This window comes from Enterocloster sp. HCN-30185 (assembly GCF_037890305.1).
Lineage (GTDB): Bacteria > Bacillota > Clostridia > Lachnospirales > Lachnospiraceae > Enterocloster.
Genome location: NZ_JBBKBT010000003.1, coordinates 133037 through 149108, shown reverse-complemented (window position 1 = coordinate 149108; position 16072 = coordinate 133037). Strand labels below are relative to the sequence as shown.

14 protein-coding genes are annotated in these 16072 nt (G+C 46.2%); 7 read left to right on the top strand and 7 right to left on the bottom strand.

What is annotated here, in order from left to right; genetic code table 11:
• Positions 1–220 precede the first annotated feature (220 nt).
• The 7 genes from WKT10_RS04750 to WKT10_RS04720 all read left to right on the top strand — a co-directional run bounded on the left by WKT10_RS04750 (position 221) and on the right by WKT10_RS04720 (position 8143).
• Entirely contained in the window at positions 221–958 is a 738-nt protein-coding gene (locus WKT10_RS04750) for an IS1096 element passenger TnpR family protein (RefSeq protein WP_337434492.1), read from the top strand.
• Between the two features lie 23 nt (positions 959–981).
• The gene (locus WKT10_RS04745; RefSeq protein ID WP_066550357.1) at positions 982–1809 is read left to right on the top strand and encodes a hypothetical protein; all 828 of its coding nucleotides are present in this window, start codon (positions 982–984) and stop codon (positions 1807–1809) included.
• The gene (locus tag WKT10_RS04740) at positions 1781–2116 is read left to right on the top strand and encodes a hypothetical protein (RefSeq protein ID WP_066550355.1); all 336 of its coding nucleotides are present in this window, start codon (positions 1781–1783) and stop codon (positions 2114–2116) included. Before WKT10_RS04745 ends, WKT10_RS04740 begins: the two co-directional genes overlap by 29 nt.
• Before the next feature lie 248 nt (positions 2117–2364).
• A complete protein-coding gene (locus WKT10_RS04735) occupies positions 2365–3063 on the top strand; it encodes a polysaccharide deacetylase family protein (protein WP_417302208.1) in 699 nt (232 codons plus the stop codon).
• Positions 3064–3076: 13 nt separating this feature from the next.
• On the top strand, positions 3077–4393 hold the full coding sequence (locus WKT10_RS04730; protein ID WP_066550351.1) for a replication-associated recombination protein A: 1317 nt from the start codon (positions 3077–3079) through the stop codon (positions 4391–4393).
• Between the two features lie 209 nt (positions 4394–4602).
• On the top strand, positions 4603–6297 hold the full coding sequence (gene rho, locus WKT10_RS04725) for a transcription termination factor Rho (RefSeq protein WP_066550349.1): 1695 nt from the start codon (positions 4603–4605) through the stop codon (positions 6295–6297).
• A 109-nt stretch (positions 6298–6406) separates the two neighbouring features.
• Complete coding sequence (locus WKT10_RS04720; protein ID WP_337434494.1) at positions 6407–8143, top strand: phospho-sugar mutase; 1737 nt, start codon at positions 6407–6409, stop codon at positions 8141–8143.
• 62 nt (positions 8144–8205) lie between these two features.
• On the opposite strand, the gene WKT10_RS04715 is transcribed toward WKT10_RS04720, so the two are convergent.
• From WKT10_RS04715 to WKT10_RS04685, 7 genes are all read right to left on the bottom strand, one after another.
• Positions 8206–9075: a putative ABC transporter permease gene (locus WKT10_RS04715; RefSeq protein WP_296034527.1), complete on the bottom strand. Its 870-nt coding sequence runs from the start codon at positions 9073–9075 to the stop codon at positions 8206–8208.
• A gap of 31 nt (positions 9076–9106) precedes the next feature.
• The gene (locus WKT10_RS04710; protein WP_337434495.1) at positions 9107–9961 is read right to left on the bottom strand and encodes a tyrosine-type recombinase/integrase; all 855 of its coding nucleotides are present in this window, start codon (positions 9959–9961) and stop codon (positions 9107–9109) included.
• Between the two features lie 15 nt (positions 9962–9976).
• The gene (locus WKT10_RS04705) at positions 9977–10813 is read right to left on the bottom strand and encodes a tyrosine-type recombinase/integrase (protein WP_066550341.1); all 837 of its coding nucleotides are present in this window, start codon (positions 10811–10813) and stop codon (positions 9977–9979) included.
• A 69-nt stretch (positions 10814–10882) separates the two neighbouring features.
• Complete coding sequence (locus WKT10_RS04700; RefSeq protein WP_340275816.1) at positions 10883–11758, bottom strand: tyrosine-type recombinase/integrase; 876 nt, start codon at positions 11756–11758, stop codon at positions 10883–10885.
• 15 nt (positions 11759–11773) lie between these two features.
• Positions 11774–12625 carry a tyrosine-type recombinase/integrase gene (locus WKT10_RS04695; protein WP_331467826.1) on the bottom strand — a complete coding sequence of 284 codons (852 nt, stop codon included), beginning with the start codon at positions 12623–12625 and terminating at the stop codon, positions 11774–11776.
• A 239-nt stretch (positions 12626–12864) separates the two neighbouring features.
• Complete coding sequence (locus WKT10_RS04690; protein WP_340275814.1) at positions 12865–14034, bottom strand: N-acetylmuramoyl-L-alanine amidase family protein; 1170 nt, start codon at positions 14032–14034, stop codon at positions 12865–12867.
• Between the two features lie 137 nt (positions 14035–14171).
• Complete coding sequence (locus WKT10_RS04685; RefSeq protein WP_340275812.1) at positions 14172–15977, bottom strand: argininosuccinate lyase; 1806 nt, start codon at positions 15975–15977, stop codon at positions 14172–14174.
• Positions 15978–16072 lie beyond the last annotated feature (95 nt).

The following is a 16072-nucleotide window of genomic DNA, read 5'->3' as shown; positions in this document are numbered from 1 at the left end:
TATACTATGGATTGCGGACTCTTCGGAGTCCGTTTTCTGTTTTTAGGACATAAAAATGGAGCTGCTACTCCAGTAGATTATTTATCTGCTTTTGCAGCAGACAGCCCCTTTTTCTATGTATTTTTTAATAAGATAATGTTATACTTTCTTATAGGAAAAATGGTGGATGTGTATTAGATGCTAATATACACGAAAAAGCAGATGGATTGGAGATAGAAGAATGGCGGTTCAAACAAAAGGACTTTGTAAGTATTGTGGAAAAGAGTATACAAAAAGCGGTATGCTGCGCCATTTGCAGGCGTGCAAAAAGAGAAGCGCAAAGCTTACTGAAGAAAAAAGGAAAAGAATATGTCAATATTTTCAGGTTGTTATTACTGGAAAATATCAAAAAGATTATTGGTTAATCGTAGAAGCAAGTGAGAATACTACGCTAAAAGAGTTGGATTGGTTTATTCGCGACATATGGGTAGAATGCTGCGAACATCTGAGCGCATTCACGATTCATGGAGAACAGTATGAAAGCAATCCGGATACGGATTCTTTTTGGGGAAAACCTTCCAGAAATATGAATTATCGATTAAAAGACGTTGTGGATGTCGGCGATAACTTTTTATATGAATATGATTTTGGTTCAACCACAGAATTGGTATTAAGTATACATAGCTGCCGCGATGGAGAAAAAAAGAATAATGAAATTGTAATTTTATCAAGAAATAATCCTCCTAAAATTCTTTGCAGTAACTGCGAACAAAATGAGGCGAAATGGGTTAATCCAGAAGGATATTATGAAGGAGAGCCTTTTTGGTGTGATGAGTGTTTAAAGGCGGAAAGTGATGAAGAGGGAGAATATTATAAACCGGAATTTTTGCTGCCTGTTTGTAATTCTCCCAGGATGGGGGTGTGCGGATATGGGGGAAGTGACAGTTATCCAGATCAATTTGAGCCAGATGAACAATAAAATCTTTGAGATGAGGTGACATAGTGCAGGATATTATTTGTGAATTACAGGATATGAAACATCTGGACTGGGCGGCAAAAAAAATGTCACCGGGAACTCCAGGGTGCTTTTTGAAGGCGTATGAAGAAGTGAATGGGAAAAGATTATATTATAAATTATCGAATTATGATAGTTATCGTGGGGTATTTGGTCATGAGTGTGTCAATGAATTGATTGTAAGCCGGGTGATGGATGTTTTGAGAATTCCGCATGTAAAGTATAAACTGATACATGCAAGGATTGTTATTGATGGTAAAGAACAAGAAACATGGGTTTCTGTTTCAGAAAATTTTCGTAAGGACAATGAAGAAAAGCTGGCGTATGATTTGTATTATGATTTGCAAAAAGAAGGTAATGAATCTCCGTTAGAGTTTGCAATAAGAAACGGTTGGGGATTATATATGTACCAGATGTTCTGTATTGATTATTTGATTGCTAATAGAGATCGGCACGGAAGCAATCTGGAAGTGTTAAGAAATGATGAAGAAGACAGTGTGAGAATGGCACCTTTGTTTGATCAGGGAGTATCGTTATTGTTTTCAACATATGGTGATGAAAAACTTCTGAAAGAAATAGACGTGATGAGAGATTTTCCAGTTAATAATTATATCGGCTCAAAATCTCTAGAGTATAATCTGTTATTGATACCAAAAGAATACGATTTACAGATTTGGAAACTGAAAATAGAAGATCAGGATTATATTTTCAATGGTATAGATCATGTTTTATCAGAGGTTCATAGGAATAAAATCTGGGAAATGATTTGGAAAAGGTGGTGTTTTTTTGAACAGGTACGCAATCAAGAGAAATAATAGAAATAAAATCGTCGGAATATTAAATTATGATGAAAGAACAAAGAAATACACAATAGATATTCCAGAAAATGTTACTCCTAAGGAAACTCCGTTTATGATGTCGCTATTTTTAAAAAAAGGTATCCGGACCATGAATTCAGACTGGAGTATGCGTTGGGTACAGAGTAGAATTATTCCAAGTAGCAGACAGAATATAGGAGAAATACTTCGGGTGAATGGAATGCGTTCCTATGACGAGCATAAATTACTATTAAAAAATGAAGGGAGAAGTTGTCAGGATGAATTTTATATTGAACACATGTAGTTTCGAGGTGTTCTGAGGAGTAATGAGAAGCCAAGCGTTCTCAGTTCAGCAAACGTTAATCTTGTCCCGGCAGTGTCAGCTGTCTGGTGTTATATGGAACGGGGCTGTTGCAAAAGCAGATAAATAATCTACTGGAGCAGCAGCTTCATTTTTATGAAAAAACAGGGCCTCAAATTATTTGAAGCGATCCGTCTATTTCTACATTCTCCCTCATATAAATAAATCAATCTACCAATCTGCCCGGAGGCCTGAATGTGAAGTGGAAACACAGGGTCCATCTGTTGTCGGCTGTTCTGTCCGCCGATTTTATCCTTCTGGCATATCTGATCTGCCTTTTGGCTGCTCCGGTTACGGTCAGGGAGGCATCAGCACCTGAGGGTACGTTTGAGCCGGAAAAATATCTCGCTCTTACTTTTGATGACGGCCCCCATCCCGTCCATACGCCGGTTCTTTTAGATGGTTTAAAGGAACGGGGAGTACCTGCTACCTTTTTTCTCATGGGAAGCTGTATACCGGGAAACGAGGCTCTGGTAAAACGGATGCAGGAAGAAGGCCACCTGATCGGAAATCACAGCTATAATCATGTGCGCCTTACAAAAGCGGGTCCTGCGGCTGTCTGTGAGGCGGTAGACCGCACCAGCGGGATGATCGAGGACATTACGGGCTCCCGACCTCAATATATGCGTCCGCCCTACGGAGACTGGAACGAGGAGCTGGAGTGTCAGTCCGGCATGACGACAGTCCTCTGGTCTGTGGATTCCCTGGACTGGAAGCTCAGAAACCAGAAGCGTATCGTAAAGAAGGTCTTGAAAGAAGCTGAGGATGGGGATATTATATTGATGCATGATATATTTGATACATCTGTGTCAGCGGCTCTGGAGCTGATCGATATCCTCCAGAGAGAAGGATATACCTTTGTTACAGCCGATGAACTGATGATTGACTGAAAGAGAGATAAAGATGAATCTGTTTGATTATATGAGAGAAAATACAATGGAAAAGGAAGCGCCTCTCGCTTCCCGTCTCCGCCCAAGGACGTTGGATGAGGTGGTGGGGCAGCAGCATATCATTGGAAAGGACAAGCTCCTTTACCGCGCCATCAAAGCGGACAAACTTGGATCTCTTATTTTCTACGGCCCGCCAGGAACCGGAAAAACCACGCTGGCAAAGGTTATTGCCAACACCACCAGCGCTGAATTTAAGCAGATCAACGCCACAGTGGCCGGAAAAAAGGATATGGAGGAGATTGTGGCCGCCGCAAAGGACAGCAGGGGAATGTACGGCAAAAGAACCATTTTGTTTGTAGACGAGATCCACCGCTTTAACAAGGGACAGCAGGATTATCTTCTTCCCTTTGTAGAGGACGGCACCTTGATCCTTATCGGCGCTACGACGGAAAATCCTTATTTCGAGGTCAACAGCGCTCTTATCTCCAGATCCCGCATTTTTGAGCTGAAGCCTCTGGAAACGCAGGATATTCTGGAACTGATCCAAAGGGCCATTACGGATGTGGAACGGGGGATGGGTACATATGATGCAGTGATCGAGCCGGATGCAGCCCGGTTCCTGGCAGATGCGGCCAATGGAGATGCCAGAGCTGCCTTAAATGCAGTCGAGCTGGGTGTACTTACTACAGACCGAAGCCCGGACGGGAAGATCCACATTGATCTGGCAGCGGCTCAGGAATGCATCCAAAAGCGGGCTGTGCGCTACGATAAGGACGGAGACAGCCATTATGATACCATTTCCGCTTTTATAAAAAGTATGAGGGGCTCTGATCCGGATGCAGCTGTGTACTATCTGGCGCGGATGATTTATGCAGGTGAAGATATTAAGTTTATTTCCCGCCGGATTATGATCTGCGCTGCAGAAGATGTGGGAAATGCGGATCCCCAGGCATTGACAGTAGCGGTAAGCGCCGCTCAGGCCGCAGAGCGCATCGGTCTGCCGGAGGCTCAGATCATCCTTTCGCAGGCAGTGACCTATGTGGCCTGTGCACCCAAGAGCAATGCGGCCTGCTGCGCTATTCAGGATGCCATGGAGGCGGTAAAGACGGAGCGTGCCATGCCTGTTCCCGTGCATCTTCAGGACAGGCATTATAAGGGCGCAGGAGCCTTAGGACATGGAGACGGCTATCTCTACGCCCATGATTATCCCAAGCATTATGTACGCCAGCAGTATCTGCCTGATGGCATGGAGGGCCGTATCTTTTACAGGCCGTCGGACAATGGATATGAAACACAGATGAAAGCCCATATGGAATGGCTTAAAAATTAAACTTTACAATCACAGGGGAGAGCGTTTATAATGTCTGTATAAGCAATCAGGGCGCTTTCCCCGCATATTCCAGGGGCTTTCTGTCTGAGATATCAGCGCCCGGACTCATTCACGGTCAGAACCGTTCCGGTTTTGTACCATTCCCACTTTTGATTACATTTAGATAATTCAGGATCAATACAACTGTTCGTAAAATTAAGGAGAATCATATGCGAGAAAAATTACAGACCCTTCCTTTAGCGGAGCTCAAGGAATTGGCGAAATCTCAGGGGCTTAAAGGCATCAGCACCCTCAGAAAAGCTGAGATCATAGAACTTTTGTGCCGGGAAAATGAGGCGGCCGCACAGTCTGAAGCTGTTTTGCAGCCGGATTCCGGTTCCAGTGAAGGCCGTGAGGCACAAAGCAGCCGTGAACCCCAAAGCAGCAAAGAAAACGGTGAGCCGCGGGACAGCGAAAAGTCACGGGACAGCGGAAAGCCGCGCGATGGACGCCCACAGCGTGACTCCTCACGTCAAACCCGTTTTGTCAGACAGCCCCGGACTTCATACGGGCAGCAAAATTCCAGAGAAGCTTCCAGGGATTCAGCAGAAAGCAGGGAGCCAAAGGAGAGCCGGGAATCCAGAGACAACAGGGAGTCAAGAGAGAGCCGGGAATCCAGGGAAACAGGAGACATTCGTGACACCAGAGAGACACGGGCAGACGTCCGCGAATCCCGTCCAGAGCCTCGCAGTGACGCTTCCGGCATTGCCGGTCAGGATATGGCAGAGCTTGACAGCGGAATTGAGGCAAACGGTATTCTGGAAGTTATGCCGGATGGCTTTGGCTTTATCCGCTGCGAAAATTTCCTTCCGGGAGAAAATGACGTTTATGTGGCTCCTTCACAGATCCGCCGGTTCAATTTAAAAACAGGTGATATCATTGTAGGAAACAGAAGGATCAAAGCAGTAACGGAGAAATTCGCCGCCCTTCTTTATATCAAAACAGTGAACGGATATCCCTTAAGCGCCACAGAACGCCGCCCGAATTTTGAAGATCTTACTCCCATTTTCCCAAATGAGCGTCTTCATATGGAAACACGGGGAGAGCGTAACTCTGTAGCAATGCGTGTGCTGGATCTTTTATCGCCCATTGGAAAGGGCCAGAGAGGCATGATCGTTTCTCCGCCCAAGGCAGGAAAAACCACCCTTTTAAAGCAGGTCGCCAGAGCAATTACTGTAAATCATCCGGATATGCACCTGATGATCCTTTTGATTGATGAACGGCCAGAGGAGGTAACGGACATCCGAGAGGCGATCGTAGGGCCAAACGTAGAGGTTATCTATTCCACCTTTGACGAGCAGCCGGACCGTCATAAGCGTGTATCAGAAATGGTGATCGAAAGGGCAAAGCGCCTGGTAGAACACGGGAGAGATGTGATTATCCTTTTAGACAGTATTACCCGTCTTGCAAGGGCTTATAACCTTACCGTAGCTCCCAGCGGCCGTACCTTATCAGGAGGCCTTGACCCGGCTGCTCTTTATATGCCGAAGCGTTTCTTCGGAGCCGCCAGAAATATGCGGGAGGGCGGCAGCCTTACCATTCTGGCTACGGCTCTGGTAGATACAGGAAGCCGTATGGATGATGTAGTATATGAGGAATTTAAGGGAACCGGAAACATGGAGCTGGTTTTAGACCGCCGCCTGTCAGAAAAGCGGATTTTCCCGGCCATTGACATTTTAAAATCCGGTACCCGGAGGGATGACCTTCTTCTTAACCGGCAGGAAGCAGAGGCCGTAGACATAGTGCGGAAAGCCACCAATTCCCTGAAGCCCGATGAAGCCGTAGAGCGTATCCTGGATCTTTTCTCCAAGACAAGAAATAACTATGAATTCTGCGAAATGGTAAAGAAGATACGCCTGCTGTAAGGGAAGTTTTACTTGGCATCTACTTCCCTTTTTTTTCCTGGTGTAGTATAATCAAAAGCATAAAAATGCAGGTATTACGATGCATGGGAAATCAGGAGGGAGTATAGAAATGAAAGATTACATGAAGATCTATCAGGAATGGCTGTCCAATCCGTATTTTGATGAAGCCACCAAAGCCGAGTTAAAGGCCATTGAAGGCGATGAGAACGAGATCAAAGAGCGTTTTTATATGGATCTGGAGTTCGGAACCGCAGGCCTTAGGGGGATCATCGGAGCAGGAATCAACCGTATGAATATTTATGTAGTAAGACGGGCCACACAGGGACTGGCAAACTACATTATCAAGCAGGGCGCTGCAGACAAGGGCGTAGCCATTGCCTATGACTCCCGCAATATGTCTCCTGAATTTGCCATGGAGGCGGCTATGACTCTGGCAGCCAACGGAATCAAGGCATACAAGTTTGAATCCCTGCGCCCCACACCGGAGCTGTCCTTTGCTGTCCGCGAGCTGGGCTGCGTGGCAGGCATCAACATCACTGCCAGCCATAATCCGCCGGAGTACAACGGCTACAAGGTATACTGGGAGGACGGCGCACAGTTTACACCGCCTCACGACAAGGGCGTGACAGAGGAGGTTCTTGCCATCGAGGATCTGTCCAGCGTAAAGACCACAGACGAGGCTTCTGCCATCGCAGCGGGCAAGTATGAGGTTATCGGAAAAGAGATCGATGACAAGTACATCGCTCAGGTAAAGGCTCAGGTTGTAAACCAGAAGGCCATTGATGAGATGCAGGATCAGATCCGCATTGTATATACCCCTCTTCACGGCACTGGAAATATTCCTGCCAGAAGAGTGATGAAGGAGATCGGCTTTACTCACGTATATGTAGTTCCCGAGCAGGAGCTTCCGGACGGAAATTTCCCTACTGTAAGCTACCCAAACCCTGAGGCCAAAGAAGCCTTTGAACTGGGCTTAAAGCTGGCTAAGGAAAAGGACGCCGACCTTGTACTTGCCACAGACCCGGATGCCGACCGCCTGGGCGTATATGTAAAGGATGCAAAGTCCGGCGAATACATTCCTCTGACCGGAAATATGTCCGGTTCCCTGCTGTGCGAATATGTATTAAGCCAGAAGCAGGCTGAGGGCAAAATCCCGGCAGACGGACAGGTTGTAAAGTCCATCGTATCCACCAATCTGATCGACGCGGTAGCCAAAGCCTACGGTGCAGAGCTGATCGAGGTGCTTACAGGCTTTAAGTGGATCGGAAAGCAGATCCTTAAAAATGAAACCACAGGAACAGGAACCTATCTCTTTGGCATGGAAGAGAGCTATGGCTGCCTGATCGGCACCTATGCCCGTGATAAGGACGCTATTTCCGCTACGGCCGCTCTCTGCGAGGCAGCTGCCTACTATAAGCAGAAGGGAATGACCCTGTGGGATGCCATGGTAGCCATGTATGAGAAATACGGCTATTACAAGGATTCTGTCAAGTCTATCGGTTTATCCGGCATCGAAGGTCTGGCAAAGATCCAGTCCATCATGGAAACTCTGAGAAATAATACCCCTGCAGAGGTAGGCGGTTACAAGGTAGTATCAGCAAGAGACTACAAGCTGGATACGATCAGGGACATGGAGACAGGAGCGGTAAAGCCAACCGGACTTCCGGCCTCCAATGTACTGTACTATGACCTGGAGGACGGCGCATGGATCTGCGTAAGACCTTCCGGTACAGAGCCGAAGATCAAGTTCTACTTTGGCGTAAAGGGAACCTCCTTAGAGGATGCAGACCAGAAGGAAGCAGACCTTGGAGCAGCTGTTATGGCTATGGTAGATAAGATGATGTAATATAAAAGCAGTATAAAGATCAGCCGCCGGGCAGTGCGTACTGTCCGGCGGCTGATCGACGTTTATTTGTGAAGCTGTTTTTCTGCAATCTCCCGCAGTTCTTTAAATGCGGTTTCGAACCGTGTGGAACGGGCTCCCGGATTACGTTTCAGGATCCCTCTCTGGTATAAATCTATGTGGAGGGCCATATGCTGTCTCTGATGCGCCAGCTCAGACATCCTCCTGGTAAGAGAGCGGATCTGCTCTTCTTTGGAAGTCCTGTAAAGTGCAGCCTCGGCTTTTGCGGCAGCCAGCTTATGGGAAGCCTCTTCCTGGATATTGGCAAGTTTCTGGTTTGTTTCTGCTTTGAGCAGGGCTAACTGCACCTGTATATCTTCCAGTTCTGCCAGCATATGGGTCATGGAATCCAGTACCTTTGCCAGATTGAGGGCAGCCTGTACTGATTGTACGGTATCAAGGATGAAAAATACGGATATAAACAGAACCCAGAGCAAAAGCAGAGCTTGTGAGGTGTTTACGATCCAGAATTCCACCGGCTTATGGATTACCTCTGTCAGAAGCAGGGTAAGAACCCCCCAGGCAATAGAAGAAGAAAGGCAGATATATCCGTGTAAATTAAAAGCCTGGCTGCTGTAGTCCCAGTAGCGTACCCGGAACAGCTGTTCCATGCACCAGCCGGTTATATATTCAAGAGCAGTAGAAGCGGTCATGCCGGCCAGAAAGACCAAAAGGAGATGTTCTCTCAGAGGGAGGGATACCCACAGCATCATCACAGCTCCCGTACCATACAGAGGGAGCAGAGGCAGCCGCAGAAATCCCCGGTTTACAGGACGCCTTTCTTTTAGAGAAACATAGGATGATTCAAAGATCCACCCTAAAAAACAGTATAGATAGAAAATAAACAGCCATTGATACCAGGTGTATTGATACATATAATTATCCTCCATTAATGGTTGTATTATATTACCAGGTTACTACCCGGTCAATCACCTTTTGCTGTTCCTGTGAGGAACGGGTCAGATAGATGCGCGTGGTTTCGATGCTGTCATGTCCCATAAGGTCTGCCAGCAGGGAAATATCATTGAATTTTTCAAGAAAATTTTTTGCATACCGATGGCGGAAGGAATGGGGATATACCGTTTCAGGCCGGATCCGGTATCGTTTTGCAAGCACTTTAAGCTGTAAGCCGATCCCTCTGGGAGTAATGGGCTTTCCACAGCGGCTGGTAAATATATATCCGGATGACAGTTCTCTCTGTTTTAGCCACACAGCCATTTCCCTGCAAAGCTGTTTGGGAAAATAAATACGGCGCATTTTTCCCCCTTTCGTGTACAGATCCATACAGCCTACGGCAATGTGTTCTGCCTTGATCTGAACCAATTCGCTTACTCTGGCTCCTGTAGCGCCCAGAAACCGCACTACAAAGTACCAGAACAGATCCTGATCCTTCAAAAGTCCCTTTTTCAGTTTTTCATAATCCCGTTTTGAGATTATATTGTTGAGAAATGGTTTCTGCTGGCACCGCACAGGAGGAAGCCGGAAATCCTCCGGAATTCCACTGTTTTTTTGGTACTTCACATATTGGTTGATCCCATAGATCCGTGTATTTACTGTTGTAGGCCGGTATTTTTTCAAAAGCTCTCTTTTATAGTCCTGTAATTCGTCTACGGTCAGCTCCTGATGATTTTTATAAAATTCCCGCACAGACGCCGCATATACCCTTACCGTATTTTCCGACGCTCCATTTTCTGAAAGCATGCTTTTAAATTCCTCGATCCGATCCTCCGGGAGCAGGGAGTTTCCATTGTTCACATTCATCCCATATGTCTCCTTTCACCAGTCTACTACCTTATTTACGATCCTGTATTGCTCCGCGCTGCTTCTGCGCAGATAAATCCGCGTAGTTTCAATGCTCTCATGTCCCAAAAGATCTGCCAGCAGAGAAATATCCCCGCAGGCTTCAATAAAGTTTTTGGCGAACCGGTGGCGGAAAGAGTGGGGGTACATTACCTCCGGATCCAATCCATACCGTGCGGCAAAGGTTTTCAACCGCGAGCGTATGCCGGAGGGAGTAATAGGAGCTCCAAAGCGGTTTAAAAACAGGGCTCCATCTGTACGGGCTGTAAAGTCATCCCATTTAAAAAAGGCTTTTCGAAGATTTGAAGGAATATAAATCCTCCTCATCTTATCCCCTTTGGAATACAGATCCTTAAAACCGCAGTGTACATCCCCTACCTGAAAGGTTACAAGCTCGCTGACCCTGACTCCGGTAGCCGCCATAAGACGAACGAGGAAATAATAGACCATTTCCTCATCCTCTAAAAGCCTCTGTTTCAGATATTCATAATCGGCCTGACTGATAATCTTATCCAGCCAGGTTTTCTGCTGGATCCGTATCATGGGGGCAGGAGAAGACCGGAGCTTTTTATCTTCTATAAAACAGTTTATTGCCCTGAGTCTTAAGTTTACAGTCTGGGGCTTATAATGCTCAAGCAGATAAACCTTGTAAAGCTGTAGATTTCTGGAAGTAAGCTGGGGATAGAGCCTGTAAAACTGCTCCACAGCATAGCGGTAAACGCAGATGGTGTTATCGGACATATTTTTCTCCTGAAGGTGCTCCAGGAAAACCTCCAATCCCCGGACAGATGATGATTTTGTAATCGCATTCATAATGAATCCTCCTTTTTTCATCCATCCTAGACCGATTTTTTAGAAAATGTAAGTGTGGGGGCTGGATAGCTACCAGGTTACGATAGAATCAATGATCTCACGCTGTTCCTGGGAAGATTTTGTCAGATAGATCCGCGTGGTTTCAATACTTTCATGTCCCATCAGATCCGCAAGCAGAGCAATATCATTGCAGCGGGCCAGGAAATTTTTAGCGAACCGGTGGCGGAAGGAGTGTGGATATACTGTTTCCTCCGGAATACCATACTGTCTGGCACGGAGCTTAAGCTGGCTGTTGATCCAGCGGGGAGAAACGGCTCCGCCTTTTCGGTTGCGGAACAGAAAACCGGATCCCATGTTCTGCGAGTCCATCCACCCGGAAGCTTCTGAACAGAGATAGTCGGGGAAATAAATCCTGCGCACCTTTCCGCCTTTTGTATACAGATCCATATATCCAAGCTGTATATGCTCCCGTTTGATCTGGATCAGTTCACTGACTCTGGCTCCAGTACAGGCCAGGAACCGCACTGCAAAATACCATTTCATATCCCGATCTTTTTTCAGATTGTCTCTAAGCTTTTCATAATCCTTTTCTGAAATAATATTATCCAGAAATGGAGGATTCTGGCTGCGGATTACGCCAAGGCGGAAATTTTTTTCCGGAAGTGCCCATTTCCCACTTGTTTCATAAGAGTTTTTACACTCAGAACAGTAAGCCAGAAAGCGGTTTATACCATAGATCCGGCTGTTTACGGTAGAAATTTTATAGTGCTCCATCAGATACCGTCTGAATGCATCCAGATTCTCTGCGCTGATTTCTCCATAGAGCCTGAAAAAGAGCCGGAGAGCAGCCAGACAGCTGTCAACGGTGTGTTCTGATGCCCCATGCTCCTTCAGATACAGGATAAATTCCTCCTCCGGTTCCTTCGGCTTTTTTCGTTGTCCCATGATACATCCCGCCTCCTACCAGTTTACGACCTGATTGAAAATCCGCGCCTGCTCAGTGCTGGTCCGCCGCAGATAAATTCGGGTAGTTTCAATGCTTTCATGTCCAAGAAGATCGGATAAAAAAGAAATATCTCCGCCGCTTTCAATAAAATTTTTGGCAAACCTGTGGCGCAGTGAATGGGGATATACAACTCTTGGGTCAAGTCCATAGCGGCATCCAAGTACCTTTAACTGTTTGCGTACTCCTGAGACAGACATACGGCATCCGCTGTGATTCAAAAAAAGAGGCCCCTTTTTTCGGCCTTCATTGGAAAGCCAGTCCTTCAGCCTGATTTGCAGTCCTGACGGAATATATACACGCCTTATTTTATTGCCTTTTGAAATGATGTTCCGGTATCCGTGGGCGACGTCTTCGCAGTTAAATTCCACCAGTTCGCTGACCCGTACGCCTGTGGCTGCGATCAGACGCACGATATAGTAAAAGGTCAATTGTTCATCCTCCAGAAGCCGTTGCTTCAGATACTCATAGTCTCCCTGGCTGATCACATATTCGGTATATTTTTTTTGTTGAATTTTTAAAAGCCGCGTATTCATATTTTCTTTTTGCTGGAATCTGAGAAATGAATTCAGAGCACGTATTCTGGCATTTACAGTCTGCGGACGGTAGTGATCGATAAGATAGGCTTTGTAAAGGCTGATATGTTCCGGGGTGATCTCGCCGTACCGTTCAAGAAAATCCCTGGCTCCGAACATGTAAGAGGAAATTGTATTTGGGGACATATCACGGTTTTGAAGAAAGATTTGAAAGGCGGTCAGCGTTTCCGCCATGGCGTCTTTCCCTGTGACATTAGATGGCAGCTGTTTCATGCTGTGCCTCCTTAAAATAAATTTTGAAAATGATAATATCACAGATACAATTGAAAATGAAATAGTCAAATTGTTAATAAAGTACAAAAAATATATAAAAATAGTATATTTGTCATCTGTTTTATGAAAATTTAACAAAGATAGACAGAAATAAATAAAACTGTCATCTTATGTGCCTGAAAAAAGGCATGAGAACGATTCGCCCATGCCTTTCTATTTTGTCGGTATTTGATTTTGTTTTATTCAGCTGTCTCAGGAGCAGCTGCATCCTGCTGCCATACACCGTTTTCATCTACATAGAAGCCGTCCGGCGTAGTAGTATCCTTTAACATCCAGCCGTCCTCGTTGAGATAATACCATTTTCCGTCCGGATCCTGTTTCCAGCTGTTGGTGAGATAAGAGCCGTCAGACTGCCTGAATTTCCAGCCGATATCGACAGGCTCCCAGCCGGTTGCGACGCCGGGCCCCAGGTTTACGGTTTCTTTTACAACCGTAGAAGCATTCCCGTCCCATACGCCGTTTTCATCTACATGATATCCGTCCGGAGTATCTGTATTTACAGCCATCAGGGCCGCCATATTGAAGTAATAGTATTTTCCGTCTGTATCCTGGAACCAGGAGTTTGCCAGATAATAGCCGTTCTTCTGGATGTAGCGCCAGCCGTCCGTATCCTGGAACCAACCTGGCATATAGGACACGCGCTTGCCTTCCGGCGTTACATAATGGCCGTCCGGCGTAACGGTATCCTTAAGCATTACTCCGCGTTCATCCATGTAATACTGCTCATCTTCCAGAGTAAGCCAGCCATTTGTAATATAGGTTCCATCGGGCTTTAAGTATTTTTTCGAGCCGTCTGCTTCTGTCTGCCATCCGGGAGTAACCGTACCATTGTAAGCGCCGGCATCGGAACCATCTACATTGATGAGGTATTTGCGTACCTCCGGCGGGAGAGAAGAGGTGTCAGTGCCGTTGGGAAGATGGACTATATTGATATAGCGTTTATCCGTATCCAGATTTTTATTATTAGTTTTAAGGATGATCTGGAGCACCGGCTGAGTGCCTTCCGGCAGACTTCCCCAGTTTTCAGGAATCGCCCAGACTCCATCGGTATTTACCAGATCCGGCACAGTACCCCATGGTCTTGCATAGGTCATGGGGTCAAAGGTATAGGCATAATCATAGCCTCTGTTTAAGATCACATTGCTTTCAGTAATGGTATTTCCGCCTACAAGAATTGCAAAATAATTTCCATTTCCGCAGTCAATGGGACGCCATTCAAAGAGATAAGCGCCGCAGTTTTCCATAGATGTACTGGAAAGGGATGTATTTACGGCAGCAAAAGCCGGAAGAGAAGAGGACGCAGCCATCACAGCGGCCAGTCCAAAGCATAATAAACGTTTTCTGATCATGACGAGCCTCCTTTTTGTATCATTTTGAAGGGTATATTGAAATATAAAAAGAAGCGCTACAGCTAACATATCTCTATATCAGCTATAACGCTTCCCCCTTATGTCATATTAAATCTGACTGAATGTTGATCCGAAGATTAGTCCTCAACGTAGATAGCAACAATGCTGTTCTCGCCGTTAGCCTTCTTCTCGGTTACATAGTAGTAATCGCTGCCGTCCTTGTTCTTGCCCTTGCCATCAACGATCTTACCAGAGGTATTTACAAGGATGTACTCTTTCTTGTCGCCCTTAGCGTCCTTATCCTTGTATGTGATGGAGTAAGCCTCAGACAGATCCTCAGCCTTCTTGGTATTGCCATTTCCGATATTTACAGCGTCGTTACCATTCTTGCCGTCTAACTCATCCTTAACCTGTACGCCGTCAGCGTTCATAAATTCTTTAGCGTCATCCAGCTTGCGGTAGGTAGTATACTTAACCTTATCACCCTCATAGTGACTGGTCTTCTCAACAACGATGTACTTGTCATCGGAATCAGCCTTTAACAGCATACCAGACTGGTACAGCTTGTCATCTTCCTCACCGGTTACACCAGCACCCTTGTGGCCGCCGGACTTCTCGAAGTAGAAGTTGTGGTTCTCACCGTCAATCTCAACGTTGGTCTTGTTGGTTCTCATAGCGCCGTCGTCTCCGTCACCGAAGTAGAAGCACTTGTAGCCGTTTGGCTCGTAGAACTCAGCTGCATGATCAAGGAAGTCATCCTCGTTATCGAAGTTGTAGGTATCATGATCATCAGCGTATACGCTCAGGCTCTGATTAGCTTCATCTTCCTTGATGAACTTCAGACCGTTCAGCATACGGCCGTCATCACGGAATGCATACTTCTTGCCCTTGATGGTCTTGAACTCGCCTGCGTACAGATTGCCGCTGCCATCTGCATAGTACCAGAAGTCCTCGTCATCATTGTACTTATCTTCGTTCAGGTACTCAGCAGGAACTACCTTGAACCAGCCCTTGCTTACGCGGGCACCATCTTCAACACTATTGAAGTACTTCCAGGACTCGGTATACTTGGAATCGAATGCCTTACCGGTAATTACCTCTGCAGAAGAAGCTACATTGGAAGTGAATGCGTTAGGATTGGTACCCAGATCATCCTCATCCAGAGACCACTCAGCTACCATTGCGCCGTACTGGTCGAAAGCGTACTTCTTACCATTGATAGTCTTATCCTTGGTTCTGTCGCCGTCCTCAGCGAAGATCTTCTTACCATTGGATTTGAAGTAGAACCAACGTGTCTGATCCTCATCATCGTTGAATGCAGCAGCGGTGTACTTGTAGTCATCGTTGGTTGCTTCATCGTATGTGATATCCAGCTGTAACCAGCCAGTGGTCATTGCACCGTCATCTTCGCCGCCGAAGTAGTAAACGCCTTCCTTGAAGCCGTCACTGTCTGTATCGTCAACGCGCTCTGCGCTGTCCTCGTCAACCCAGCCGTACAGCATCTTGCCTTCGTCATCGAAAGCGTACTTCTTGCCATTGATGGTCTTTAAGGAAACCTTATCGTTGTCACCATTGGTTAAAGCCTTGCCGTTTGCCTGGAAGTAATACCAGTAGTGCTCTGGCTCGTCATCCTCGCCAGCATCCTCATTCTCAATAGCAACCCACTGGTTGGAAGCCATTACACCGTTGATATCTACATAGTAGTAGTTATCGCCGTCCTCGATGAGCTGATCGATTGCCATCTCACCGTCGCTGTCCAGGTAATACCAGTTGTTTCCGGACTTCTTCCAGGAATCGGTTGCTCTCTCGCCGTCACGGTTGTAGTATACCCATGTTCCGTCTTCCTCTGCCCAGCCAGTAGCTGCGAAAGAAGTCATGGAAGCGCCGATAGCGAGAAGTGCTGCTGTTGAAAGTACAGCAACTAACTTTGTCTGCTTCTTCATAATGAATGCACTCTCCTTTTTGTTTTTGAAATACTTTTTGAAATTCCTTAATTGCATTACGAGTAGATTATACTTCCGATAAGGAAAAATATAGG

Excerpts from the sequence above, each read along its gene's own strand:
- WKT10_RS04750 (WP_337434492.1), top strand. The coding sequence starts at position 221 with ATGGCGGTTCAAACAAAAGGACTTTGTAAGTATTGTGGAAAAGAGTAT.
- WKT10_RS04730 (WP_066550351.1), top strand. The coding sequence starts at position 3,077 with ATGAATCTGTTTGATTATATGAGAGAAAATACAATGGAAAAGGAAGCG.
- rho (WP_066550349.1), top strand. The coding sequence starts at position 4,603 with ATGCGAGAAAAATTACAGACCCTTCCTTTAGCGGAGCTCAAGGAATTG.
- WKT10_RS04720 (WP_337434494.1), top strand. The coding sequence starts at position 6,407 with ATGAAAGATTACATGAAGATCTATCAGGAATGGCTGTCCAATCCGTAT.
- WKT10_RS04715 (WP_296034527.1), bottom strand. The coding sequence starts at position 9,075 with ATGTATCAATACACCTGGTATCAATGGCTGTTTATTTTCTATCTATAC.
- WKT10_RS04710 (WP_337434495.1), bottom strand. The coding sequence starts at position 9,961 with ATGAATGTGAACAATGGAAACTCCCTGCTCCCGGAGGATCGGATCGAG.
- WKT10_RS04705 (WP_066550341.1), bottom strand. The coding sequence starts at position 10,813 with ATGAATGCGATTACAAAATCATCATCTGTCCGGGGATTGGAGGTTTTC.
- WKT10_RS04700 (WP_340275816.1), bottom strand. The coding sequence starts at position 11,758 with ATGGGACAACGAAAAAAGCCGAAGGAACCGGAGGAGGAATTTATCCTG.
- WKT10_RS04695 (WP_331467826.1), bottom strand. The coding sequence starts at position 12,625 with ATGAAACAGCTGCCATCTAATGTCACAGGGAAAGACGCCATGGCGGAA.
- WKT10_RS04690 (WP_340275814.1), bottom strand. The coding sequence starts at position 14,034 with ATGATCAGAAAACGTTTATTATGCTTTGGACTGGCCGCTGTGATGGCT.
- WKT10_RS04685 (WP_340275812.1), bottom strand. The coding sequence starts at position 15,977 with ATGAAGAAGCAGACAAAGTTAGTTGCTGTACTTTCAACAGCAGCACTT.